The 23,929-nt window shown below is 72.0% G+C and carries 22 protein-coding genes; 11 read left to right on the top strand and 11 right to left on the bottom strand.

From position 1 onward, the window contains the following. Positions 1-32 precede the first annotated feature (32 nt). The 4 genes from ACFVXJ_RS05580 to ACFVXJ_RS05565 form a co-directional block, all read right to left on the bottom strand. A complete protein-coding gene (locus tag ACFVXJ_RS05580; protein ID WP_389659089.1) occupies positions 33-665 on the bottom strand; it encodes a hypothetical protein in 633 nt (210 codons plus the stop codon). A gap of 107 nt (positions 666-772) precedes the next feature. Then, entirely contained in the window at positions 773-2,632 is a 1,860-nt protein-coding gene (locus tag ACFVXJ_RS05575) for a phosphatidylglycerol lysyltransferase domain-containing protein (protein ID WP_389659086.1), read from the bottom strand. A gap of 79 nt (positions 2,633-2,711) precedes the next feature. After that, the gene (cobT, locus tag ACFVXJ_RS05570) at positions 2,712-3,776 is read right to left on the bottom strand and encodes a nicotinate-nucleotide--dimethylbenzimidazole phosphoribosyltransferase (RefSeq protein ID WP_389659083.1); all 1,065 of its coding nucleotides are present in this window, start codon (positions 3,774-3,776) and stop codon (positions 2,712-2,714) included. 94 nt (positions 3,777-3,870) lie between these two features. After that, positions 3,871-5,082: a bifunctional adenosylcobinamide kinase/adenosylcobinamide-phosphate guanylyltransferase gene (locus ACFVXJ_RS05565; RefSeq protein ID WP_389659080.1), complete on the bottom strand. Its 1,212-nt coding sequence runs from the start codon at positions 5,080-5,082 to the stop codon at positions 3,871-3,873. Positions 5,083-5,199: 117 nt separating this feature from the next. On the opposite strand from ACFVXJ_RS05565, the gene ACFVXJ_RS05560 reads away from it, so the two are divergent. Then, on the top strand, positions 5,200-5,412 hold the full coding sequence (locus tag ACFVXJ_RS05560; RefSeq protein ID WP_361316079.1) for a hypothetical protein: 213 nt from the start codon (positions 5,200-5,202) through the stop codon (positions 5,410-5,412). A 95-nt stretch (positions 5,413-5,507) separates the two neighbouring features. Here the strand turns inward: ACFVXJ_RS05560 and ACFVXJ_RS05555 are convergent, their stop codons facing one another. Continuing rightward, a complete protein-coding gene (locus ACFVXJ_RS05555; protein ID WP_389660060.1) occupies positions 5,508-6,251 on the bottom strand; it encodes a class I SAM-dependent methyltransferase in 744 nt (247 codons plus the stop codon). Positions 6,252-6,331: 80 nt separating this feature from the next. Further along, positions 6,332-6,940 (bottom strand): DUF3043 domain-containing protein, encoded by a 609-nt coding sequence (locus ACFVXJ_RS05550; RefSeq protein WP_389659077.1) that lies wholly within the window; start codon positions 6,938-6,940, stop codon positions 6,332-6,334. 361 nt (positions 6,941-7,301) lie between these two features. Between ACFVXJ_RS05550 and ACFVXJ_RS05545 the strand changes: the two genes are divergently transcribed. Further along, positions 7,302-8,096 carry a PspA/IM30 family protein gene (locus tag ACFVXJ_RS05545; protein ID WP_389659074.1) on the top strand — a complete coding sequence of 265 codons (795 nt, stop codon included), beginning with the start codon at positions 7,302-7,304 and terminating at the stop codon, positions 8,094-8,096. Positions 8,097-8,109: 13 nt separating this feature from the next. Further along, positions 8,110-8,388: a hypothetical protein gene (locus tag ACFVXJ_RS05540; RefSeq protein ID WP_389659071.1), complete on the top strand. Its 279-nt coding sequence runs from the start codon at positions 8,110-8,112 to the stop codon at positions 8,386-8,388. A gap of 69 nt (positions 8,389-8,457) precedes the next feature. On the opposite strand, the gene ACFVXJ_RS05535 is transcribed toward ACFVXJ_RS05540, so the two are convergent. After that, positions 8,458-9,228 carry a hypothetical protein gene (locus ACFVXJ_RS05535; RefSeq protein WP_389659068.1) on the bottom strand — a complete coding sequence of 257 codons (771 nt, stop codon included), beginning with the start codon at positions 9,226-9,228 and terminating at the stop codon, positions 8,458-8,460. An 85-nt stretch (positions 9,229-9,313) separates the two neighbouring features. Here ACFVXJ_RS05535 and cobS point away from each other — a divergent pair, with 85 nt between their 5' ends. From cobS to ACFVXJ_RS05520, 3 genes are all read left to right on the top strand, one after another. Next, the gene (cobS, locus tag ACFVXJ_RS05530) at positions 9,314-10,135 is read left to right on the top strand and encodes an adenosylcobinamide-GDP ribazoletransferase (protein WP_389659065.1); all 822 of its coding nucleotides are present in this window, start codon (positions 9,314-9,316) and stop codon (positions 10,133-10,135) included. A 26-nt stretch (positions 10,136-10,161) separates the two neighbouring features. Continuing rightward, a complete protein-coding gene (locus ACFVXJ_RS05525) occupies positions 10,162-10,863 on the top strand; it encodes a response regulator (RefSeq protein ID WP_389659062.1) in 702 nt (233 codons plus the stop codon). Positions 10,864-11,014: 151 nt separating this feature from the next. Next, positions 11,015-14,140: an efflux RND transporter permease subunit gene (locus ACFVXJ_RS05520; protein WP_389659059.1), complete on the top strand. Its 3,126-nt coding sequence runs from the start codon at positions 11,015-11,017 to the stop codon at positions 14,138-14,140. A gap of 79 nt (positions 14,141-14,219) precedes the next feature. Here ACFVXJ_RS05520 and nadA read toward each other — a convergent pair whose 3' ends face one another. Further along, on the bottom strand, positions 14,220-15,422 hold the full coding sequence (nadA, locus tag ACFVXJ_RS05515) for a quinolinate synthase NadA (protein WP_389659056.1): 1,203 nt from the start codon (positions 15,420-15,422) through the stop codon (positions 14,220-14,222). Positions 15,423-15,733: 311 nt separating this feature from the next. On the opposite strand from nadA, the gene erpA reads away from it, so the two are divergent. Continuing rightward, entirely contained in the window at positions 15,734-16,090 is a 357-nt protein-coding gene (gene erpA, locus ACFVXJ_RS05510; protein WP_136217385.1) for an iron-sulfur cluster insertion protein ErpA, read from the top strand. A gap of 81 nt (positions 16,091-16,171) precedes the next feature. Here erpA and ACFVXJ_RS05505 read toward each other — a convergent pair whose 3' ends face one another. Both ACFVXJ_RS05505 and ACFVXJ_RS05500 read right to left on the bottom strand, forming a co-directional pair. Further along, complete coding sequence (locus ACFVXJ_RS05505; protein WP_389659052.1) at positions 16,172-17,620, bottom strand: hypothetical protein; 1,449 nt, start codon at positions 17,618-17,620, stop codon at positions 16,172-16,174. Between the two features lie 127 nt (positions 17,621-17,747). Continuing rightward, complete coding sequence (locus ACFVXJ_RS05500; RefSeq protein ID WP_389659048.1) at positions 17,748-17,963, bottom strand: hypothetical protein; 216 nt, start codon at positions 17,961-17,963, stop codon at positions 17,748-17,750. Between the two features lie 132 nt (positions 17,964-18,095). Between ACFVXJ_RS05500 and ACFVXJ_RS05495 the strand changes: the two genes are divergently transcribed. Then, positions 18,096-19,070, top strand: coding sequence for a carbohydrate kinase family protein (locus tag ACFVXJ_RS05495; protein WP_389659045.1), 975 nt, complete (start codon positions 18,096-18,098; stop codon positions 19,068-19,070). Between the two features lie 48 nt (positions 19,071-19,118). On the opposite strand, the gene ACFVXJ_RS05490 is transcribed toward ACFVXJ_RS05495, so the two are convergent. Further along, complete coding sequence (locus ACFVXJ_RS05490) at positions 19,119-20,498, bottom strand: aminotransferase class V-fold PLP-dependent enzyme (protein WP_389659042.1); 1,380 nt, start codon at positions 20,496-20,498, stop codon at positions 19,119-19,121. A gap of 283 nt (positions 20,499-20,781) precedes the next feature. On the opposite strand from ACFVXJ_RS05490, the gene coxB reads away from it, so the two are divergent. Genes coxB through ACFVXJ_RS05475 form a run of 3 tightly spaced genes read left to right on the top strand, consistent with a single transcriptional unit; the run spans position 20,782 to position 23,884 of the window. Continuing rightward, positions 20,782-21,756 (top strand): cytochrome c oxidase subunit II, encoded by a 975-nt coding sequence (gene coxB / locus ACFVXJ_RS05485; protein ID WP_389659039.1) that lies wholly within the window; start codon positions 20,782-20,784, stop codon positions 21,754-21,756. Further along, on the top strand, positions 21,753-23,489 hold the full coding sequence (gene ctaD / locus ACFVXJ_RS05480) for a cytochrome c oxidase subunit I (protein WP_361316039.1): 1,737 nt from the start codon (positions 21,753-21,755) through the stop codon (positions 23,487-23,489). The genes coxB and ctaD overlap by 4 nt, the downstream gene beginning before the upstream one ends. Then, positions 23,486-23,884 carry a cytochrome c oxidase subunit 4 gene (locus tag ACFVXJ_RS05475; protein WP_389659036.1) on the top strand — a complete coding sequence of 133 codons (399 nt, stop codon included), beginning with the start codon at positions 23,486-23,488 and terminating at the stop codon, positions 23,882-23,884. Before ctaD ends, ACFVXJ_RS05475 begins: the two co-directional genes overlap by 4 nt. Positions 23,885-23,929 lie beyond the last annotated feature (45 nt).

Here is a 23,929-nt window from a genome sequence, read left to right as displayed (position 1 = left end):
AAGCCACGGTACGGCCTCCCCCGCGGTCCGGGTCAGCCCCGGGGGGCGGGCGGTGAGGGCGCGGGCGGTGACGGCGCCGGCGGCGGGCGGCGGCCCAGCGGCGCGCGGGAGCGCTCCGGCCCCCACTTCGCGCGGACCACGCACACCGCCATCACGGCGGCGATGGCCGCGAGGTGTTCCTTGCCCGCCAGGTTGTCCTTGACCAGCACCTCACCGATCATGACGGCGATCACCAACCCGCCGGTCAGGTACGCCCGGTAGCGCCAGCAGACGTAGATGGCGAGCCCCACCACCGCCGCCGACGGCCCGGTGTCGTTGACGACGCGGTCGGACACCGGCAGGCCGAAGGGGTGGTGGGGGCCCAGCGAGAGCCCGATCCGGGCGTACGTGGTCCCGGCGAGCGTGGCCACGTAGCCGATCACCAGCGTGCGCCACCAGCCGATGCAGATCTCGGAGATGCCGAAGACCAGCAGGACCTGCGCGAGCGCCCCCCACACCGGCAGGTCGAGTGCCGGTACGAACAGGGAGAGCGGGGTCCGCAGGAGCGCCAGCCAGAGAGGGTCGGCGGCCTTGACGGAGCCGAGGTCCTGCACCGGCTGGAAACCCCAGGGGGTGTTCTGGACGATCTGGAACAGCGAGGTCAGGGCGACCGCGCCGATGGTCATCGGGATCGCCCGCCACCTGTCGTGGACGAGCGCGTCCCGGATCGTCCGGAACAGGGGCCCCCACTCGCGGCGGGCGAACCGCCGCGGTGAGGGTTTCGACCACGCTGTCAACGACGCGTCTCCAGATGTCTGCGGTGCAGCCACTTCGGCAGGCCGGGTGCCTCCAGGAAGCCCTCGGCCCGGCCCGCCGCGATACCGATCCGCAACAGGTCGGAACTCTTCTCGAAGAGCATGAACCGCGGTTCCCAGATCGGCCGGTATTTGGCGTTGGCCCGGTAGAGGGACTCGATCTGCCACCAACGGGAGAAGAAGCTCAGCAGCGAGCGCCACATGCGCAGCACCGGACCCGCGCCGAGCTTGGACCCCCGTTCGAAGACGGAACGGAACATCGCGAAGTTCAGTGAGACCTGTGTGACGCCGATCTCCTTCGAGCGCTCCAGCAGTTCGATGACCATGAACTCCATCAGGCCGTTCTCGGAGTCCCGGTCACGGCGCATCAGGTCGAGCGACAGACCCTTGGGCCCCCACGGCACGAAGGACAGCAGGGCGCGCAGCTCGCCCTGGCCGTCGAAGCACTCCAACATCACGCACTGGCCGTCGTCCGGGTCGCCCAGCCGGCCCAGCGCCATGGAGAAACCGCGCTCGGTCGCGCCGTCGCGCCAGTCGTCCGCCCGCTTGAGGAGGTTGTCCATCTCCTCCGTCGGAACGTCGGCGTGACGGCGGATGCGGACGGTGTACCCGGCGCGCTTGACCCGGTTGAACGCCTGCCGGACGGTCCGCATGGCGCGGCCCTCCAGGGTGAACTCGTCCGTCTCGACGATCGCCTCGTCACCCAGTTCCAGGGCGTCCAGGCCGTGGCGCGCGTAGATCTGGCCGGCCTCCTCACTGGCACCCATCACGGCCGGGATCCAGCCGTGCTCGCGGGCCTCGGCCAGCCAGGGCTCGATGGCGCCCGGCCATGCCTCCGGGTCGCCGATCGGGTCGCCGGAGGCCAGTGACACACCGCCGACGACGCGGTAGGTGACGGCGGCCTTGCCGGTGGGGGACCAGATGACCGACTTCTCCCGGCGCAGCGCGAAGTAGCCCAGGGAGTCGCGGTCGCCCTGCTTGGCGAGCAGCGCCCGCAGCCGCTCCTCGTCCTCGGGGGTCAGCGGGTCGACGGCACGGCGGGCGCGGAACGCCGCGAACAGCACGGCGAGCAGCAGCATCATCGACATGACGTTGATGGAGACGTCCACCCAGGAGGGGGTGGCGATCCCGTCGTAGGCCCGGTCGTTCGGCTCCAGGGTGACCAGCCGCATCACGCCGTACCGCCAGCGGGCCAGGAACGTCGCCTGGGCGCGGTCGGGGTCGGTGTTGGTGGCGCCGACCAGCAGGGCGGCGACGAGCGAGGTCAGCAGCAGGCCCACGGCGCCGACGGCGGTGGCCAGCTTGGGGTTGGACCGGTCGCCCTTGGCGTAGAACTCGTGGCGGCCCAGCACCAGGGCGCCCACGAACGCGGCGGTCAGGACCAGCGACACCCAGTTCTGGGCGTGGTCGCGGAACTCGGGGTAGCAGAAGTTCAACTCGCCGCCGGTGCACGGGGCGAAGGCCGCGGTGGCGAAGGCGAACAGCAGCATCCCGCTGATCACCAGGTTGAGGATCCAGGCGGCCCGCTTGCGGCGGCCCATGGTGACCGCGAGGATCAGCGAGAACAGCCCGGACGCGAATCCGGCCGTGAGCAGGTACGGGGTGTAGAAGTCGGCGGTGTTGTGCCGGCGCAGGTCCTGCCCGAGCGAAAGCCACACCGCGCTGAGGAAGTTCACGAAGGTGACGGCTCTCAGGTACCAGACGGCGAAGGCGGCCCCGCGCCGCGATCGTCCCGTCCCCCTGCGGTTCGCCGCCTTGTCGGCGCCGTCACCGCCCGGCTCTTTCCTGCCGTTGGCTGTCGTCGTGGTTTCTACGCTGGTCAAGCGGACCTCTCCCATGGAATGCGATGTATGGGGCGCCACCGTCCACGGGCGGTTCGAGCACCCCGGACTGCTCAGGCCCGTGGCGCCCGTCGACTCAGTCCTTCGGTTCCCCCGCCACCCGCTCGGGCAGGTCCGCCGCGAGCGCGGCGGCCGCTTGGACGAGGGGGAGGGCCAACAACGCCCCGGTTCCTTCCCCCACTGTGACGCCGTGGTCGAGCACGGGGTTGAGCGCCATCCGGTCCAGGGCCTTCGCCTGACCCGGCTCCCCGCTCGCCTGGCCGGCCAGCCACCAGTCCGGAGCGCGGAACGCGGCCCGCTGGGCCACCAGCCCGCACGCCGCCGACACGACACCGTCCAGGATCACCGGCGTACGGCGCACCGCGCACTGGAGCAGGAACCCCGTGATGGCGGCGACGTCCGCGCCGCCGACCTTCGCCAGCAGGGCCACCTGGTCGCCGAGGACCGGGCGGGCCCGGCGCAGCGCGTCGCGGATCGCCGCGCACTTGCGCATCCAGGCCAGGTCGTCGACGGGCACCCCGCCGCGGCCCGTGACCACGGAGGCGTCGGTGCCGCACAGGGCCGCGATCAACGTCGCGGCCACCGTGGTACCGCCCACGCTGAGGTCGCCGAGCACGACCAGGTCGGTCCCGGCGTCGGCCTCCTCGTCGGCGACGCGCATCCCGAGCCGGAGCGCGGCCTCCGCCTCCTCGGGCGTCAGCGCGTCCTCCACGTCGATGCGCCCGCTGCCGCGCCGGACCCGGTGCCGGGTGACGTCCGCCGGAAGCAGCCCCGGGTCGCAGTCCAGTCCGGCGTCGACGACGCGGATGGTGGCCCCGAACCGGCCGGCAAGCACCGAGACCGGGTTGGCCCCGTCGAGCACCGCGCGCACCAGCTCGTGGGCGGAGCCGGCGGGCCTGGCGGAGACCCCGGCGGCGGCGATCCCGTGGTCGGCGGCGAACAGCACGACGCGCGGTCGCTCGATCGCCCGGACCGGCACGCGGCCCTGGGCGGCGGCCAGCCACTCGCCGAGCTCGTCGAGCCGACCCAACGCGCCGGGCGGCACGGCCAGCCGTTCGCGGCGGTCCTCGGCATCACGACGGACGCCCCCGTCGGGGCGTTCGATCAGATCGGAGAACTCGTCGAGGTTCAGCGTGGTCATCTGCCAGAGCGTACAGGCGGTATGGCCCTCCCCGGCCGCTCCGTCGGGCCACCAGCGGGTTCCGGCACGGGTGTCGGCGACTTCCGCGCCCCCGTCAGGGCTTCAAGATCAACGCTTGGCCCGCCACGACCAGCAGGACGTGCTCGCACTCGGCCGCCACCGCGTTGTTCAACCGGCCCAGCTCGTCGCGGAAGCGCCGCCCCGAGGCCGTCGCCGGGACCACGCCCGCGCCCACCTCGTTGCTGACGAACACCACCGGCCGACGGGTCGCCCGCACGGCCTCCACCAGCTCGCCGGTCCGCTCGCGCAGCCCGGTCATACCGCCCGCCGCCCACACCGGGTCGTCCCAGGCCCCGACCCGGTCCATCGCGTCCGTCAGCCACAGCGCCAGGCAGTCCACCAGCAGCGGCGGCCCGTCGTCCGCCGCCAGGAGCGGCACCAGCTCACACGTCTCCACCGTCCGCCAGCCCGCCGGCCGCCGCTCCCGGTGCAGGCCCACGCGCTGCGCCCACTCCGCGTCCCCGTCCCGGGAGCCGCCCGTGGCGACGTAGACCACCTCCGGGAACGCCGCCAGCCGCCGCTCGGCCTCGAACGACTTCCCCGACCGGGCCCCGCCCAGCACCAGCGTCCGCCGCGGCACCTCCGGCAGCGCGCGGTACTCGCCGGTCACCACCGTGGTGCCGTCGGGCACCGTCCGCGCCCCGACCGCGGCGCACCGGCGTGCCGCCTCCCGGCCCGGCGGGACGTCGTGGTCCAGGTGCACGGCGATCACATCGGTGCCGGGGCCGACCGCCCCGTTCGCCCGCAGCCGCGCCAACGCCTCCGGGCGGCCCACCACGTCCGCGAGGACCACGTCGTACGGGGCCTGCGCGCTCCCGGCGGCCCCCAGACCCGCCGGCGCGCCGCCCGGCGGCAGGTACAGCAGCCGGCCGCCGTCCGGGCCGACGACCTCGTACCCCGTCCCGGGCGCGTCCATCGGCACCGCCCGCACCCGGTGCCCGCTGATCACGGCCAGCTCCCGGCCGTCGGGCACCCGGCCGGCGGCGGGCAGCCCGGGCGGCAGCTCCACGGCCGGGCCGTCGTGCGGGTGGGTGAGCAGGACCTGCCGTACGCCCGACAGCGAATGCCCCGCGCGGGCGCCGGCCAGCACCGCCCCCGGGGTCAGGTCCAGCAGCAGCGCGCCGTCCACGAGGACGGAGGTCGCCGCGCGGGCCGCCGGGCCGACGGCCAGGGCGCAGCCGGCGCAGGGACAGCCGGGGCGGGGCAGTCCTTCGGGTGTACCGGTACCGAGGAGAGTGAGTTCCACGGGATGATCCTCCCGCGTCGTCGGGACTGCTGCGCGCCCGGCTACTCTGCGGGCAGACTCAAGGCGGAGTACGCGCGCGAGCGACAGACGAGCGGCGGACGAGCAACGGAGGCGGACATGGCGTGGACGTGGCGGTTCGAGGCGGCCGACGGCGGCGAGACCAACCCGTCGGTGGAGCCTGAGGAGTTCACCACGCAGGGGGACGCGGAGTCCTGGATCGGGGAGTACTGGAAGGACCTGCTGGAGGGCGGCGTCGAGCGGGTGAAGCTGTCCGACGACGGCGGCGCCGAGCTCTACACGATGAGCCTGCGCGAGGCGCTGGACGCGTGAGGCCCTGAGGAACGGCGGTGTGCGGGGGCGACCCCGTACACCGCTCGCGGGCGCCGGCCCGGCGGTACCGGCCGGCTCCCGGCGGCCCGGACGCGTCAGCCCCGGACGCCGCACAGGTGCAGCAGCGCCGCCACACCGCGGTAGGGGTCGGTCCGCCCGGCGCGGTCCTCGGCGGCCAGCAGCCGCTCCAGTTCCGCGTCCTGCGGCAGGCTCTCGCCGGCCTCGGTGCCGTCGGTGAAGACGCGCACGCCGTACCAGGCGTGGAGCGGGGCGCCGATCCCGGACAGGGTCGCGGTCAGATCGGCCAACCGGTCCGCCCGTACCTCCAGGCCGAGCCGGTTGGTGTACTCGACGGTGTCGAAGGCGGCCAGAGCGGCGCTCCAGTCCCCGGCCGACCCCGGTCGCATCGCGAGGGCGTCGCCGTTGCGCACGAGCAGGGACAGCAGTCCGCCCGGAGCCAGCATGCGGGCCAGCCCGGCGAGCATCGCGTCCGCCTCGGGCACGTACATCAGCACGCCGTGGCACAGCACCACGTCGAAGCTGCCGGGGCCGAAGTGGGCTCCCGTCTCGCGGCCGTCGCCCTCCAGCAGGCGGACCCGCTCCCGGATACCGGGCGGCTCGGCGGCCAGCGCGGCGTGCGCGACCGCGAGCATGTCGGGGTCCTGCTCCAGGCCGGTGACCATGTGCCCGGCGCGGGCCAGGCGCAGCGCCTGGGTGCCCTGGCCCATGCCGACGTCGAGCACGCGCAGCCGCTGCCCGACCGGGAAGCGGTGCACGATCTGCTCGTCGACCTGACGGCCCACGAGTTCCTGGCGGACGGCGTTGCGCAGTCCGCCCAGTCCCTCCAGCCACAGCCGGGCGCCCCCGGCGAAGCCCTTGTTCCCCTCCCCCGACGCCCCAGAGGGGGGCGTCGCTCGGCTCAGGGCCGTTCCCCGCGCTTGACCTGCGGCTTCGGAAGACGCAGGCGGCGCATCTGGAGGGTGCGCATCAGGCCGTACGCGACGGCGCCGCGCTTCGGCTCGTCCGGGAAGCGCGTGTTCACGGCCTTGCGCAGCCGGATGAACAGGCCGACGGAGTCCAGCAGGATCAGGACGATCACACCGAGCCACAGCAGCAGCGCGATCTTCTGGATCGACGGGATCCGCACCATGCTCAGCACCAGGATGATCACCGCGAGCGGCAGGAACATCTCGGCGACCGAGTAGCGGGAGTCCACGTAGTCGCGGACGAACTTGCGGACCGGGCCCTTGTCACGGGCGGGCAGGTAGCGCTCGTCGCCGTTGGCGAGTGCCTCGCGCTGCTTCGCCAGCTCTACGCGGCGGCGCTCACGGGCACGCTTGGCATCCTCCTTGCGATTGCCGGTCGAGGCCACCACTGCCTTGCGCTGCGACTGGGCCACAGCACGCTTCGGCGTCGGGCGGCCCTTCGGGGCCTGGGGGTCACGGGGCTGCGAAAGGCCGGCGCCCACCTTCTCGGTGGCGGCGTCCTTGTCTTCCTTGGAGGAACGGCTACCAAACACAAAACCCAAGCGTACGTGCTCGTACGCCCCCGCCCCACCTCCTCGGGGAACGATCCGGCAACGGCGGGCGTCTTCCTTGTGCAGGGTTCTTACGGCGGGTGCGCCTCCCGCGCGGACGTCCGGGGAAGCCCCCGGGAGGCCCCGGGAGGTCGGGGGCTTTCCCGGGGTCTCCTGGGATCACCTACTCCTCACGCCTGATACGGCGTGGGGGGCAGTCGTCCTGGAGGAGGAGCGCATCCGCACCGGAACAGTGCGGTAATAGAGGCAGGGCCCGTACTGTGGGTCCTGCCGGCGGCCGGCTCGGGAGACCGGGCACCGCCGTGGCTGTGACCTGGAGCGAAGTCCGTCTAGAAGGGGGCGCGCGAAGCCCATGAGCGGTGTCATGAAGCGTATGGGGATGATCTTCCGCGCGAAGGCGAACAAGGCCCTTGACCGGGCCGAGGACCCGCGCGAGACCCTCGACTACTCCTACCAGAAGCAGCTGGAACTGCTGCAGAAGGTGCGTCGGGGCGTCGCCGATGTGGCGACCTCCCGCAAGCGGCTGGAACTGCAGCTCAACCAGCTCCAGGGCCAGTCGGCCAAGCTGGAGGACCAGGGCCGCAAGGCGCTCGCCCTGGGCCGCGAGGACCTGGCCCGCGAGGCCCTGGCCCGGCGTGCCTCCCTCCAGCAGCAGGTCAGCGACCTCGAGGTGCAGCACCAGACCCTCCAGGGCGAGGAGGAGAAGCTGACCCTCGCCTCGCAGCGCCTCCAGGCCAAGGTGGACGCCTTCCGGACGAAGAAGGAGACCATCAAGGCCACCTACACCGCCGCCCAGGCGCAGACCCGGATCGCCGAGTCCTTCTCCGGCATCTCGGAGGAGATGAGCGACGTCGGTCTCGCCATCCAGCGGGCCGAGGACAAGACCGCGCAGCTCCAGGCCAGGGCCGGCGCGATCGACGAGCTGCTGGCCTCCGGCGCCCTGGACGACCAGAGCGGCCTCGGCTCCAGGGACGACATCCAGGCCGAACTCGACCGCCTCTCCGGCGGGACCGACGTGGAATTGGAGCTCCAGCGGATGAAGGCCGAGCTGGCGGGCGGCCCGTCCGCCCAGCAGCAGGCCATCGAGGGCGGCGCCCCCGGCACCGGCCAGTCGTCGCAGAGCCCGCACCGGTTCGACAAGCAGTAGGACGGGGCCCGTCATGATTGTCCGCATCATGGGGGAAGGCCAGGTGAAGCTGGCCGACAGCCACTTCGCCGAGCTCGGCAAGCTGGACGACGACCTCCTCGCGGAGATGGAGTCCGGTGACGAGCAGGGCTTCCGCACCACGCTCGGCGCGCTGCTCGACGCTGTCCGGCGGCTCGGGGAGCCGCTGCCGGACGACGCGCTGGAGCCGTCGGAACTCATCCTGCCCGCCCCGGACGCCACGCTGGACGAGGTCCGGGAGATGCTCAGCGACGACGGCCTGATCCCGGGCTGAGACCCGGGTCGTCCGTACGGGTCGTACGGGGAGCCGTACGCGGTGTCGTATGGCAGGAGGGCTCGCCGCTCAGCGCGGCGGGCCCTTCCTCATGGAGATCCGCTCCGGGTCCGGGGTGCCGCCGATGAAGTTCTCGAACCGGCGCCGGGGCGCCGCCCACCGCCGGTCGTGGTGGAAGGCGCGCAGCCCGGCCCGGGCACGGGCCCGCGGGCGCCGGGCGTAGAACCGCTTGGCGTACGGGGAACCGGGGCGGGCCAGCCGGATCGCGCCGATCAGCGCCACGAAGGGCACGACCGTCCCGAACAGGGCGGTGCGCGGCTTGCCCTTCCACAGGGCGATCAGGGCCAGGAAGAAGTTCCCGGCCATGTTCAGGACGACCAGGCCCCGACTCTCGCGTTCCCCGGCGCTCAGGTCGTTGACCCCGAACGGCAGGAACCCGCCCAGTACCAGCGCCACCAGAGCGGCCGTCAGGACCACGACCTCCACGCTCTTGCGGCCCTGCTCGCTCCAGTAGACGTCGTCGAGGTGCAGGATCAGCGCGAACTCGTCCAGCACCAGCCCCGCGCCCAGTCCGAAGAGCACGGCAGAGGCCAGCGCCCCGAAGCCGCTCCGGCCGCTGGCGACCGCCCCGAACCCGCCGATGATCACCAGGACCACCCCGGGCACCACGTGGTGGATGTGCAGGCCGCCCGGGGAGACGTTGCGGAACGGCCCCTTCCCCGCCCGGATCAGCCGGGTGATCACCCTGGTGACCAGGAACGACAACACGAAGGAGAGCAGGGCGAGCAGCAGCGGCAGCTTCCCCGGTTCGACGATGTTCCGATACCACCAGTGACCCATACCGCCGACTCCTTCCCCGACACCTCCCGGTTTAGCAGGTTTGGGGCAATTTACCGGCCGGCGCGAGCGGGTAGCGTTCGCGCCGATGACAGATTCGTACGAAGATCCGCCGGCCGCCCCGCCCGGGGAGCGCGCCCCGCTCGGCGACGGCATCCGCTTCGCGTTCGGCACGCTCACCGTGCTGCCCGCGCGCGTCAACCGCTGGGACCGGCCGGCCGCCCGGACCGGGATGGAGTGCGCCCCGCTCGCCGGCCTCGTCGTCGGGGTGTGCGCGGCGGCGGCCGGAGCCCTCCTGCTGCTGCTCGGCGGCGGCCCGCTGCTGGCCGCGGCCGTCACCGTCGCCGTACCGGCCGCGTTGACCCGGGGCCTGCACCTCGACGGGCTGGCCGACACCGCCGACGGGCTGGGCAGCGCGAAACCGGCCGAGGACGCGCTGCGGATCATGAAGCAGTCCGACATCGGCCCCTTCGGTGTGATCACCCTGCTGTTCGTCCTGCTGATCCAGGTGGCCGCCTTGGCCGACGCGTACGCGGACGGCTGGGCGCGGGGCGCGCCGGCCGCCGTCACCGCCGCCGTCGCCGCCCGGCTCGCGATGACCCTCGCCTCGCGCGCCGGCGTCCCCGCGGCCCGGCCCGGCGGCCTGGGCGCGGCCGTCGCGGGTGTGGTCCCGCGCCGCTCGGCCGCCGTCGTCACCGCCCTGACCGTGGCGGCCGTCGCCGCCGCGGCCCTGCCGTCGGGGCTGCCCGCCGCCGCGCGGCACGCCGGGGCGGTCGTCCTCGCCCTGGGAGCCGCCGAACTCCTGTCGCGCCGCTGCGTGCGCCGCTTCGACGGGGTCACCGGGGACGTCTTCGGAGCCCTGTCCGAGGTCGCGGCCACCGTGGCGCTGCTGACCCTCGCCCTGGGCTGAGGGGACGGGCCCCGTACGCTCGGGGCGTGGAAGAGACGCCGACGCCCATCAGGGTGCTGCTCGCCGACGACCAGGCGCTGCTGCGCAGCGCGTTCAAGGTGCTCGTCGACTCCGAGCCCGACATGCACGTCGTGGGCGAGGCGTCCGACGGTGCCCAGGCGTACGCCCTGGCCCGCGAACACCGGGCCGATGTCGTCCTCATGGACATCCGCATGCCGGGCACGGACGGTCTCGCCGGCACCCGCATGATCACCGCCGACCCGGAACTCGCGGCGGTCCGCGTCGTCATGCTGACCACCTTCGAGGTGGACGAGTACGTGGTGCAGGCGCTACGGGCCGGCGCCTCCGGCTTCCTCGGCAAGGGCGCCGAGCCCGAGGACCTGTTGAACGCCATCCGCGTCGCCGCCGCCGGCGAGGCGCTGCTCTCCCCGGCCGCCACCAAGGGGCTCATCGCCACCTTCCTCGCCCAGGGCGTCCATGCCGAGCCCCCCACCGCCGGCTCCGCGCACGCCGACCGACTCGCCGCGCTGACCGGCCGCGAGCGCGAGGTCCTCGTCCTCGTCGCGGCGGGCCTCTCCAACGACGGCATCGCCGGCCGCCTGGAGGTCAGCCCGCTCACCGTCAAGACGCACGTCAACCGGGCGATGGCCAAGCTCGGCGCCCGCGACCGGGCCCAACTGGTCGTCGTCGCCTACGAATCCGGCCTGGTCCGCCCCCGCGCGGACTGAGCGGCGCCGGGCCGGTCCCGTAGTAGGACGGCGTACTGCGGGCGCGGTACGCGGGGCGCGAGGACGGCACCTGGGAGCGACGCGGCGCCACCGCGGCGCTTGGGAGGCTGAGGGGCCCCTCGTGTCTGAACCTGCAGAGAGATCCCCAACCATGTCGTGGCTGTCCCGCTTCAGCCTGGCCCAGAGAGCGCTGATCGGCCTCGTGTCGATCGTCGCGCTCTTCTTCGGTGCCATAGCCATCCCACAGCTCAAGCAGCAACTGCTGCCCTCCATCGAACTGCCGATGGTGTCCGTGCTCGCGCCGTACGAGGGTGCCTCGCCCGACGTGGTGGAGAAGCAGGTCATCGAGCCGATCGAGGCCACCCTCAAGGGCGTCGACGGCATCACCGGCGTCACCTCGACCGCCAGTGAGGGCAACGCCCTGATCACGGCGCAGTTCGACTACGGCGACGACGGCACCAAGCAACTGGTCGCCGACGTCCAGCAGGCCGTCAACCGGGCCCGGGTCCGGATGCCCGCCGGCGTCGACCCGCAGGTGGTGGCCGGCTCCACCGACGACATGCCGACCGTGGTCCTCGCCGCCACCTCCGGCAAGGACCAGCAGGCCCTCGCCGACCAACTGGAAAGCTCGGTCGTCCCCGTCCTCTCCGACATCCCCGGCGTCGGCCGGGTCACCGTCGACGGCGTGCGCAAGCTCCAGGTCAGCGTCACCCCCGACCCCGCGAAGCTGGCGGCGGCCGGACTCGACGGCGCCTCGCTCGCCAAGGGCCTCCAGGCCGGCGGCGCCACCGTCCCCGCCGGCTCCTTCGACGAGGACGGCAAGAACCGCACCGTCCGGGTCGGCACCGGCTACACCTCCCTCAACCAGCTGGAGGAGCTGCGCCTGAGCCCGGGCCCCGGCAAGCCGGCCGTGCGCCTCGGTGACGTCGCCACGGTGAAGCAGGAGCCCGCCAAGGCCGCCTCCCTCACCCGCACCAACGGCAAGCCCAGCCTCTCCGTCACCCTGACCATGGACAAGGACGGCAGCGCCGTCGCGATCTCCGACGCGGTCAAGGACAAGCTGCCCGAGCTGCGCTCCACCCTCGGCTCCGGCGCCGACCTGACCGTGATCATGGACCAGGGGCCGGCCGTCGCCAAGTCCATCTCCGGCCTGACCACCGAGGGCGCGCTCGGCCTGGTCTTCGCGGTGCTCGTGATCCTGGTCTTCCTCGCCTCGCTGCGCTCGACGCTGGTCACCGCGGTCTCCATCCCGCTGTCCGTCGTCCTCGCGCTGATCGTCCTGTGGACCCGGGACCTGTCACTGAACATGCTGACGCTCGGCGCGCTCACCATCGCCATCGGCCGGGTCGTCGACGACTCGATCGTGGTCCTGGAGAACATCAAGCGCCACCTCGGCTACGGCGAGGAGCGCGAGACCGCCATCATCACCGCGGTCAAGGAGGTGGCCGGGGCGGTCACCTCCTCCACGCTCACGACCGTCGCCGTCTTCCTGCCGATCGGCCTCGTCGGCGGCATGATCGGGCAGCTCTTCAGCTCCTTCTCGCTGACCGTCACCGCCGCCCTGCTGGCGTCGCTGCTCGTCTCCCTGACCGTCGTGCCCGTCCTGTCGTACTGGTTCCTGCGCGCCCCGAAGGGCGTGGCCGAGGAGGCCGCCAAGGACGCGGCGAAGGCCCGGCGCGACGCGGAGGAGAAGGAGGCGCGCGGCCGGCTCCAGCGGTTCTACGTCCGCGTCCTGGGCTTCGCCACCCGCCGCAGGCTGACCAGTGTCGCCATCGCGGTGGTGGTCCTCGTCGCCACCTTCGCCATGACCCCGCTGCTCAAGACGAACTTCTTCGACCAGGGCGAGCAGGACACCCTGACGGTCAAGCAGACCCTGGCCCCGGGCACCTCGCTGGCCGCCGCCGACGAGGCGAGCCACAAGGTCGAGCGGGTCCTCGCCTCGGTCGACGGCGTCAAGGACTACCAGGTCACCGTCGGTTCCTCCGGCTTCATGGCGGCGTTCGGCGGCGGCACGGGCACCAACCAGGCCTCCTACCAGGTCACCTTGGACAACGCGGGCGACGCCGACCGGGTCAAGGGACGCATCGAGAGCGAGCTGGGCAAGCTCGACGGCGTCGGCGAGACGCGGATCCTGGCGGGCGGCGGCTTCGGCAGCTCCAACCTGAGCGTGGTCGTCAAGGCGGGCGACGCGGGCGTGCTCGCCAAGGCCGCCGGTCAGGTCCAGGCCGAGGTCGCCAAGCTCAAGGACGTCACCGACGTGCAGAGCGACCTCTCCCAGTCGGTGCCCCGCATCTCGGTCACCGCCACCCCCAAGACCGCCGAAGCGGGCCTGGACCAGGCCGCCCTCGGCGCGATCGTCGCCCAAGCCGTACGCGGCACCCCGGCCGGCACGGCCGTACTGGACGACACCGAGCGGGACATCGTCATCACGGCCGCGAAGCCTGCCGGCACCCTGGCCGAACTCCAGGCGCTGCCGGTCGGGCCGACGGCCAAGCTCGGCGACGTGGCCGACGTGAAGATGGTCCCCGGCCCGGTCGCGATGACCCGGATCGACGGCGCCCGCGCCGCCACCATCACCGCCCGGCCGGTCGGCGACAACACCGGCGCCGTCAGCAGCGCGCTCCAGAGCAGCATCAAGGCGCTGGACCTGCCCGCCGGCGCGACCGCGACCATCGGCGGCGTCTCCCAGGACCAGAGCGACGCCTTCGGCTCGTTGGGCCTGGCGATGCTCGCGGCCGTCGCGATCGTCTTCATGCTGCTGGTCGCGACCTTCCGCTCGCTGGTCCAGCCGCTGATCCTGCTGGTCTCCGTGCCCTTCGCGGCGACCGGCGCGCTCGGCCTGCTGATCGTCACCGGCACCCCCATGGGCGTCCCGGCGATGATCGGCATGCTGATGCTCATCGGCATCGTGGTGACCAACGCGATCGTCCTGATCGACCTGGTCAACCAGTACCGCGGTCAGGGCCTGGGCGTCGTGGAGGCCGTCATCGAGGGCGGCCGGCACCGCCTGCGGCCCATCCTGATGACCGCACTCGCGACGATCTTCGCGCTGCTGCCGATGGCGCTCGGCGTCACCGGCGAGGGCGGCTTCATCTCGCAGCCGCTCGCCGTGGTGGTCATCGGCGGCCTGATCAGCTCGACGCTGCTGACCCTGCTCCTGGTGCCGACCCTCTACACGATGGTCGAGCTCTTCAAGGAGCGGCGCCGCGCCAGGAAGCGGGCCCGCCTGACGGTGGTCCCGGCCCCGAGCGAGGGGGAGACCCCGGCGCGGGTGTGACCGCAGGACCGCGTACGCCGAAGGGGCGCCTCCCGGATCACCGGGCGGCGCCCCTTCGGGCACGCGGGTGGGGGTGGGGCTACGGCAGCGCCAGCATCCGCTCCAGGGCCAGCTTCGCGAAGCTCTCCGTCTCCTTGTCGACCTGGATCCGGTTGACGAGGGTGCCCTCGGCCAGGGACTCCAGCGCCCACACCAGGTGGGGGAGGTCGATGCGGTTCATGGTCGAGCAGAAGCAGACCGTCTTGTCGAGGAAGACGACTTCCTTGTCCTCGGCGGCGAATCGATTCGCCAGCCGCTGGACCAGGTTCAGTTCGGTGCCGATGGCCCACTTGGAGCCGGCCGGGGCCGCCTCCAGCGTCTTGATGATGTACTCCGTCGAGCCCACGTAGTCGGCGGCCGCCACGACCTCGTGCTTGCACTCGGGGTGCACGAGCACGTTCACGCCGGGGATGCGGGCGCGCACGTCGTCGACGGACTCGACCGAGAACCGGCCGTGCACCGAACAGTGCCCGCGCCACAGGATCATCTTGGCGTCGCGCAGCTGCTCGACGGTCAGGCCGCCGTTCGGCTTGTGCGGGTTGTAGAGCACGCAGTCGTCCAGGGACATGCCCATGTCGCGCACGGCGGTGTTGCGGCCGAGGTGCTGGTCCGGCAGGAACAGCACCTTCTCGCCCTGCTCGAAGGCCCACTCCAGGGCCTTCTTCGCGTTGGACGAGGTGCAGATCGTGCCGCCGTGCTTGCCGGTGAACGCCTTGATGTCGGCGGAGGAGTTCATGTACGACACGGGCACCGTGGCGCCGGCGATCCCGGCCTCGGTCAGCACGTCCCAGCACTCCGCGACCTGCTCGGCGGTGGCCATGTCGGCCATCGAGCAGCCCGCCGCGAGGTCCGGCAGCACGACCTTCTGGTCGTCCGTGGTCAGGATGTCGGCCGACTCGGCCATGAAGTGCACGCCGCAGAAGACGATGTACTCGGCCTCCGGCTTGCCGGCCGCGTCCCGGGCCAGCTTGAAGGAGTCACCGGTCACGTCCGCGAACTCGATGACCTCGTCGCGCTGGTAGTGGTGGCCGAGGATGAAGACCTTGTCCCCGAGCTTCTCCTTGGCCGCGCGGGCCCGCGCCACCAGGTCCGGGTCCGACGGCGAGGGCAGGTCGCCGGGGCACTCCACGCCGCGCTCGCTCTTGGGGTCGGCTTCGCGGCCGAGCAGCAGCAGGGCGAGCGGCGTCGGCCGGACGTCCAGGGGCCGGGTGTCCATAGGCTGGGCGGTGGTCACGACACGCACCCTTTCTGTTCTGCGACAAGGGACTTCCGAAGCCGTTCGGAGCGACTTCTCGTCTATTTGACGCTATCTATCATAGCCGCTTCACGTCAGTTTGACGATGCCGATAGTGTCGATGTGACGAATTCGCCCCGTTCCGCGCATCCCGCGTCCGTCATGTCCGCCTCCCCGGTCCGGTGTGCGAGCATGAATGTCTGGAACAAGGTGCGGGACCCCGGAATGAATCCGCGGTCGCGCTGGTTGCCACCGACGGCAAGAGTCCGACGTATCCCCAGCCACCGGCGGGGAGCCGCCCACTTCGGGAGTGAATGCAGATGTCCGTACAGGACGAAAAGACCACTGTGAGCGACGGCATCCTCCTGTCCGACGCCGCCGCCGAGAAGGTCAGGACCCTGCTGGAGCAGGAAGGCCGCGATGACCTGGCGCTCCGCGTCGCCGTCCAGCCCGGTGGCTGCTCCGGCCTGCGCTACCAGCTCTTCTTCGACGAGCGCTCCCTCGACGGTGACGTCGTCAAGGACTTCGACGGGGTCAAGGTCGTCACCGACCGCATGAGCTCCCCGTACCTGCACGGCGCGTCCATCGACTTCGTCGACACCATCGAGAAGCAGGGCTTCACGATCGACAACCCGAACGCCACCGGCTCCTGCGCCTGCGGCGACTCGTTCAGCTAAACCCGCGGCCTCCGCGAGGCCCGACGACGAGGGCCCGGACAGCATCCGCTGTCCGGGCCCTCGTCGTGCTCCGACGGGGCGTCACTGGCGGGGGAGCGGCTTGCCCGTCGTCGCGTCGACCACCTTGCGGTCGCCCAGCGGCTTCTGGAGCGTCACCGTCCGCGACATCTCCTTCGCCAGCATGATGCACGCCCGACCCGGGTTGGTCGGGGTGTCGGTGATCTTCACCAGGACGTCGGTCCCCTCCTCGCGCGCCTCCACGGCGTAGGTGCTGCACACCCCGCCCCAGAAGTTCACGGTCAGCGTGCGGTCGGCCTCGGCGTACGAGAACCCGGGCACGGTACGCGGCCCGGGGCTCGGGGCGACGGTCTCGCGCGACGAGGCCGGCTCGACCACCGTGTGCGCCGGCGCGCCCTCCTTGGCCACCGCCTGGAAGAGCCAGGCCGGCACCAGGCCCCGCCCGCCGTCGTCGAGCGTCCCCGCGGCGAGCCCCAGTACGGCCCCGCGCACGGTCTCCGTCCGCGGCGGCTTCATCGGGCGCGGCTCCGGGTTGCAGGGCAGGGTGTCCGTCGCGCCCGTCGGGCTGTCCGGGGTCAGCGGGACGGAGGTCGCGCAGCCGCTGGGGCCGGAGCCGTTCGACCCGCCGCTGCGGGCGTTGAGTCGGGCCAGCGCCTCCGTGGCCGAGACCACCGGCTCCTCGGCGGCGCGGACCGGCGCCTTCAGCTCGCCGCTGCCCGTCACCACCGTGCCGTCCGGGCCGACGCCGACCTTGCCGGACCAGCCCTGGGTCGGCAGCCCGCCGATCACCGGGTCCGCCGTCACCACCCGGACCGCGCCCTGGGTGAGGCGGGCGTCCAGTGCGGCGTCGGCCTGGCCCGCGCCCGCGAGCACCGGGGCGGCGGCCGTCTTGGCCGCCTGCTCCGAGACGGGCTTGCCCGTGTCGGTCCCGCCCCGGGGGAGGGTGGCCGGGCCGCAGGTGTCCTGACCGCGCTTGCAGTTGTCGCCGCCGGAGCCGGAGCCGGAGCCGGAGCCGTTGCCGTCGCCGCCCGGCTGGAAGCGGGTGAAGTTCCAGGTGCCGGGGGCCGTACGGGTGACCGTCAGCCGGGGTCCCGAGCCGTCGGCCGCCTCCCCGGCCAGCCACTGGTCGCCGGTGAGTCGGGGCGCGCCGGGGATGCCCAGGGCCGCCGCGAGCCGGGCCACCTCCTCGGAGGTCACCTCGCCGGTCGCGGCGAAGGTCGGGGCGGTGGCGGGGGCGTCGGGGAACTTGACGTCGGCCCGGTAGGTCACCCCGCCGCCCGAGGGGTCCGGTTCGCCGGGCGCGATGCCGGGGCCCGGCGGAGTCGCCGCCACGCGCGGGGCGGAGGCCGCGCTGTCACCCGTACGGTGGCCGCCCGAGCCGTCGCCGTAGGCCGTGGAGGCCCAGTAGGCGGTGCCCCCGCCCGCCAGGAGGACGGCCGCCGCGACCGAGCCGACGGCCCAGCCCGGCCGCCGTCGAGTGGGGCGTGATGTGTCGGGTTGTTCGGTGGTCACCTGATCGCTCCTTCGCCTGTCCCGCGTGTCTCGATGCGGGTGTGACGGAGCGGACCGCGAACCGGTTCCCGTCGGACCGGCCCGCGTCGGACCGGCCCGCGTCGGACCGGCCCGCGTCGAGGACGGCTCAGTCGCCGTAGGCGGCGGTGGAGGCGATGAGGCGCGCCGAGGCGGGCGGGACGCGGACGCCGTGGATCTGCGAGGGCGCCACCGGCGCGGGCCGGGGGTCCGTCGGAACCGCCCAGTGCGGGGCCATACGGGCGCAGTCGCCCAGCAGCCGCGCGAATCCGGGGCGCGTCCCGGCGGTGTGCTCGGCGTACCCGAAACCATCGGTGTAGGTCATGGAGGGCACGTTAGGCGCGGGCCCCCCGAGGAGAAAGCCCTACTACGGGGTAGTTTCGACGGGTCGGCCCCGCGCCGTCGACCGGGTAGTTTTGACTGTCCCCTCGCCGTCCCCCGCAGGAGCGTCCACGCCGTGCGTATCGCAGTCACCGGCTCCATCGCCACCGACCACCTGATGACCTTCCCGGGCCGCTTCGCGGACCAGCTGGTCGCCGACCAGCTCCACACGGTCTCCCTCTCCTTCCTCGTCGACAACCTCGACGTCCGGCGGGGCGGTGTCGGCCCGAACATCTGCTTCGGCATGGGGCAGCTCGGCAGCCGCCCGATCCTGGTCGGCGCCGCCGGCTACGACTTCGACGAGTACCGCGCCTGGCTGGACCGGCACGGCGTCGACACCGAGTCCGTCCGGATCTCCGAGGTGCTGCACACCGCGCGCTTCGTGTGCACCACGGACGCCGACCACAACCAGATCGGCTCCTTCTACACGGGCGCGATGAGCGAGGCCCGGCTGATCGAGCTGAAGGCCGTCGCCGATCGCGTGGGCGGCCTGGACCTCGTCCTCATCGGCGCCGACGACCCCGAGGCGATGCTCCGCCACACGGAGGAGTGCCGCAGCCGCGGCATCCCCTTCGCGGCCGACTTCTCGCAGCAGATCGCCCGGATGGACGGCGAGAACATCCGCACCCTGATGGAGGGCGCGACGTACCTCTTCTCGAACGAGTACGAGAAGGGCCTCATCGAGTCGAAGTCCGGCTGGACCGACGCGGAGATCCTCTCCAAGGTCGGCACCCGCGTCACCACGCTCGGCTCGAACGGCGTGCGCATCGAGCGCGAGGGTGAGGAGCCGATCGTCGTCGGCTGCCCGGAGGAGAACGCGAAGATCGACCCGACCGGCGTCGGCGACGCGTTCCGCGCCGGCTTCCTGACCGGTCTCGGCTGGGGCGTCGGGCTGGAGCGGGCGGCGCAGGTCGGCTGCATGCTGGCGACCCTGGTGATCGAGACGCTCGGCACCCAGGAGTACACCCTGGCCCGCGCGCACTTCATGGAGCGCTTCACCAAGGCGTACGGCGACGACGCCGCCGCCGAGGTCCGGACCCACCTGGCGTAACCCGGTTCCGCCATCGACGCCCCCGGCCCGGTGCCGGGGGCGTCGCCGTCACCGCAGGCGGCGGACCGTGTACGCGACCCCCACCGGCCGCGCGGCCTCGCCCACGTACGCGTGGCCGCGCATCGCGCACCACGCGGGGATGTCGAGCCGGGCCACCTCGTCGTCGGACACCACCGTCACCGTCCCGCCCACGGGCACCGTCCCGATCGCCCGCGCCAGTTCGATGACCGGCTGCGGGCAGCGCAGGCCGAGCGCGTCCAACTCCACCGACTCCGCGACCGGGTCGGCCTCCGGGGCCTCCGGCACCCCGAGCCGGGCCCGGATGCCCGACACCGCCCTCGGCAGCACCTCCAGGAAGCCGTTGACCTCCTCGGCCGTGGTCCCCGGCGGCAGCGACACCCGTACGTTCCCCTCCGACAGCACCCCCATCGCCTTGAGGACGTGCGACGGCGTCAGGGTCGAGCTGGTGCAGGACGAGCCCGACGACACCGAGTAGCCCGCCCGGTCCAGTTCGTGCAGCAGCGTCTCGCCGTCGACGTACAGGCAGGAGAAGGTGACCAGGTGCGGCAGCCGCCGCTCGGCGTCGCCGACCACCTCCACGTCCGGGACCAGCCGCGCGACCCGCCGCCTGATCCGGTCCACCAGGACCCGCAGCCGGGCCGCCTCCGCGTCCGCCTCGGCCCGTACGGCCCGCAGGGAGGCCGCCGCCGCCACGATGGCGGGCAGGTTCCCGAAGCCGGCGGAGCGGCCCGACTCCCGCTCGTCCAGGGGCCCTTGGGGGGCGAACCGGACCCCTTTGCGGACCGCGAGCAGCCCCACCCCGGGCGGGCCGCCCCACTTGTGGGCGCTCGCGGTCAGCAGCGACCACCCGCCCTCGACCGGGCCCCAGCCCAGCGACTGCGCCGCGTCCACCAGCAGCGGCACGCCGACGGCCCCGCAGACCTCGGCGACCTCCGCCACCGGCTGGACCGTACCCACCTCGTGGTTGGCGGACTGGAGGCAGGCCAGAGCGGTGGTCGGGTCCAGGGCGGACGCGTACCCGTCGGGGGACACCGCCCCCAGCCGGTCCACCGGGACCTCCGTCACCGAGCCGCCGGACGCCGCGTGCGCCTCGGCCGCGTGCAGGACGGAACTGTGCTCCACCGCCGACACGACCAGCCGGCTCCCCACCCGCCGGCGGCCGGCGAGCGCCCCCGCGACGCCCGTGTGAACCGCGTGCGTCCCCGAAGGAGTGAACACGAGCTCGTCGGCCCGGCAGCCCACCGCCTCGGCGGCCGCCTCCCGGGCCGCGTCGAGCAACAGCCGGGCGCGCCGCCCCTCGCGGTACAGCCGGACGGGGTCGGCCCAGCCCTCGTCCAGGGCGGCCAGCAGCGCCTGCCTGGCCACGGGGTGCAGCGGGGCGGCGGAAGCGGAGTCGAAGTACGGCATACGGGCACGCTAACCGGCCCTTCGCCCCACCCGAGGTCAGGGCCCGTCAGAAGGGGTGTCCGGCCCGCCGTTCGGGGCCGGATGCCCCGTCCCCCGGACGGCCGATCCATCCCTTCGGGGGCAGTAGCGGCGCGTTGGGCACCCTCCCCGCGCGACCCCAAATAGCGTCCAGTAGGGTTTGGTCCGCATAAACATCCAAACCCCTGCCTGCGTCAGGGCCGGCGACCGACCCGAACACGGCCGCGGCCGGCCGCGCGGGCCGAGACTCTCGGGAAGGCGCTACGTGAGTCCCTACGGCTCCGACCGCTCGCCGCGGCGCCCGATGCGGCGGAAGCTGCTGCAGGCGCTGACTGCGGGCGCGGTCCTGGCGACCGCCACTGGTTGCTCGTACAACTGGCAAGACTTCCCCCGCCTCGGAATGCCCACCCCGGTCACGGAGGAGGCGCCTCGCATCCTGTCCCTGTGGCAGGGGTCGTGGGCAGCCGCCCTCGTCACGGGCATCCTGGTCTGGGGCCTGATCCTGTGGAGCGTCATCTTCCACCGGCGCAGCCGGACGAAGGTGGAGGTCCCCCCGCAGACCCGGTACAACATGCCCATCGAGGCGCTGTACACCGTGGTTCCGCTCATCATCGTCTCGGTGCTCTTCTACTTCACCGCGCGTGACGAGTCGAAGCTGCTCTCCCTCTCCGCCAAGCCGGCCCACACGATCAACGTGATCGGCTACCAGTGGAGCTGGGGCTTCAACTACGTCGAGAACGTCGACGGCGACGGGGCCACCCCGAAGGCGGGCGAGGTGCCCAAGAACCTCGCCAACATCCCGGACCGCTTCACCAAGGACTTCCCCGCGGGCGCCGAAGGCGTCTACGACAAGGGCGTCCCCGGCGAGCGGAACCCGCAGACCAACAACCCGGGGCCGACCCTCTACCTGCCCAAGGGCGAGAAGGTCCGCTTCATCCTGTCGTCGAACGACGTCATCCACTCCTTCTGGGTGGTGCCCTTCCTGTTCAAGCAGGACGTGATCCCCGGTCACACCAACGTCTTCGAGGTCACCCCGGACCAGTTCGGCACCTACAAGGGCAAGTGCGCCGAGCTCTGCGGCGTCGACCACTCCCGGATGCTCTTCAACGTGAAGATCGTCTCGCCCGCCGAATACCAGGCGCACCTCAAGGAGCTGGCCGCGAAGGGGCAGACCGGCTTCCTCCCGGCCGGCATCAACCAGACGGACTCGGCCCGGAACGCGGAGACGAACAAACTGTGAGCATCCTCAACGAACCTCAGGGTGCCGCCGCAGCCGACTCGTACGAGAACGAGCTGCCGGTACGGCGCAAGCAGCCGGGCAACGTGGTCGTGAAGTGGATGACCACGACCGACCACAAGACCATCGGCACGATGTACCTGGTCACGTCGTTCGTGTTCTTCCTCATCGGCGGCGTACTGGCGCTCTTCATGCGCGCCGAGCTGGCCCGTCCGGGCTCGCAGATCATGTCGAACGAGCAGTTCAACCAGGCGTTCACCATGCATGGCACGATCATGCTGCTGATGTTCGCCACCCCGCTGTTCGCGGGCTTCGCGAACTGGATCATGCCGCTGCAGATCGGCGCGCCCGACGTGGCGTTCCCGCGGCTGAACATGTTCGCGTACTGGCTGTACCTCTTCGGCTCGACCATCGCGGTGGCCGGCTTCGTGACGCCGAACGGCGCCGCCGACTTCGGTTGGTTCGCCTACTCCCCGCTGTCGGACGCGGTCCGCTCGCCGGGCATCGGCGCCGACATGTGGATCATGGGTCTGGCCTTCTCGGGCTTCGGCACGATCCTCGGCTCGGTCAACTTCATCACCACGATCATCTGCATGCGCGCTCCGGGCATGACGATGTTCCGCATGCCGATCTTCACCTGGAACGTGCTGCTGACCGGTGTCCTGGTCCTGCTCGCCTTCCCGGTGCTCGCCGCCGCGCTCTTCGCGCTGGAGGCCGACCGGAAGTTCGGTGCGCACGTGTTCGACGCCTCCAACGGAGGCGCCCTACTCTGGCAACACCTCTTCTGGTTCTTCGGCCATCCAGAGGTGTACATCATCGCGCTACCGTTCTTCGGCATCGTCTCCGAGATCATCCCGGTCTTCAGCCGCAAGCCGATGTTCGGCTACATCGGCCTGATCGCCGCGACGATCGCGATCGCCGGTCTCTCGGTGACCGTGTGGGCCCACCACATGTACGTCACCGGCGGTGTGCTGCTGCCGTTCTTCTCCTTCATGACCTTCCTGATCGCGGTACCGACCGGTGTGAAGTTCTTCAACTGGATCGGCACCATGTGGAAGGGCTCGCTGTCCTTCGAGACCCCGATGCTCTGGACGATCGGCTTCCTGGTCACCTTCACCTTCGGTGGTCTGACCGGCGTCATCCTGGCCTCGCCCCCGATGGACTTCCACGTCTCCGACTCGTACTTCGTCGTCGCGCACTTCCACTACGTCGTCTTCGGCACCGTGGTCTTCGCGATGTTCGCCGGTTTCCACTTCTGGTGGCCGAAGTTCACGGGCAAGATGCTGGACGAGCGCCTGGGCAAGATCACCTTCTGGACGCTGTTCATCGGCTTCCACGGCACCTTCCTGGTGCAGCACTGGCTCGGTGCCGAGGGCATGCCGCGTCGTTACGCGGACTACCTCGCCGCCGACGGCTTCACCGCGCTGAACACGATCTCCACGATCAGCTCGTTCCTGCTCGGCCTGTCGATGCTGCCCTTCATGTACAACGTCTGGAAGACGGCGAAGTACGGCAAGAAGGTCGAGGTCGACGACCCGTGGGGCTACGGCCGTTCGCTGGAGTGGGCGACCTCCTGCCCGCCGCCGCGGCACAACTTCCTCACCCTGCCGCGGATCCGGTCCGAGTCCCCGGCGTTCGACCTGCACCACCCGGAGATCGCGGCCCTCGACCACCTCGAGGACCACACCGCCGGTGCCACCAAGGCCCTCACCGGCGACAAGGAGGCCGGCAAGTGAAGATCCAGGGCAAGCTGTTCCTCTGGCTCTCCTTCTTCATCCTGATCATGGCCGTCGTGTACGGCGTGTGGTCGAAGGAGCCCGTGGGCACCACCGCGCTCTTCCTGGCCTTCGGCCTGAGCGTCATGATCGGCTACTACCTGGCCTTCACGGCCAAGCGCGTGGACGAGATGGCCCAGGACAACCTGGAGGCCGAGGTCGCCGACGAGGCGGGCGAGCTGGGGTTCTTCTCCCCGCACAGCTGGCAGCCGCTCGCGTTGGGCATCGGCGGCGCGCTCGGGTTCATGGGCGTCATCTTCGGCTGGTGGCTCATGTACTTCTCGGCCCCGATCATCGTGATCGGCCTGTGGGGCTGGGTGTACGAGTACTACCGCGGTGAGAACCAGAACCAGTAGCGACATCTCGCAGGACCCTTGAGCACGACCTCGGGGCCCGGACAC

It is taken from the genome of Streptomyces sp. NPDC058279 (genome assembly GCF_042881255.1).
GTDB lineage: Bacteria > Actinomycetota > Actinomycetes > Streptomycetales > Streptomycetaceae > Streptomyces.
Note: the sequence above shows the minus strand (reverse complement) of the source record. Positions and strands in the feature narration are given on the sequence as shown.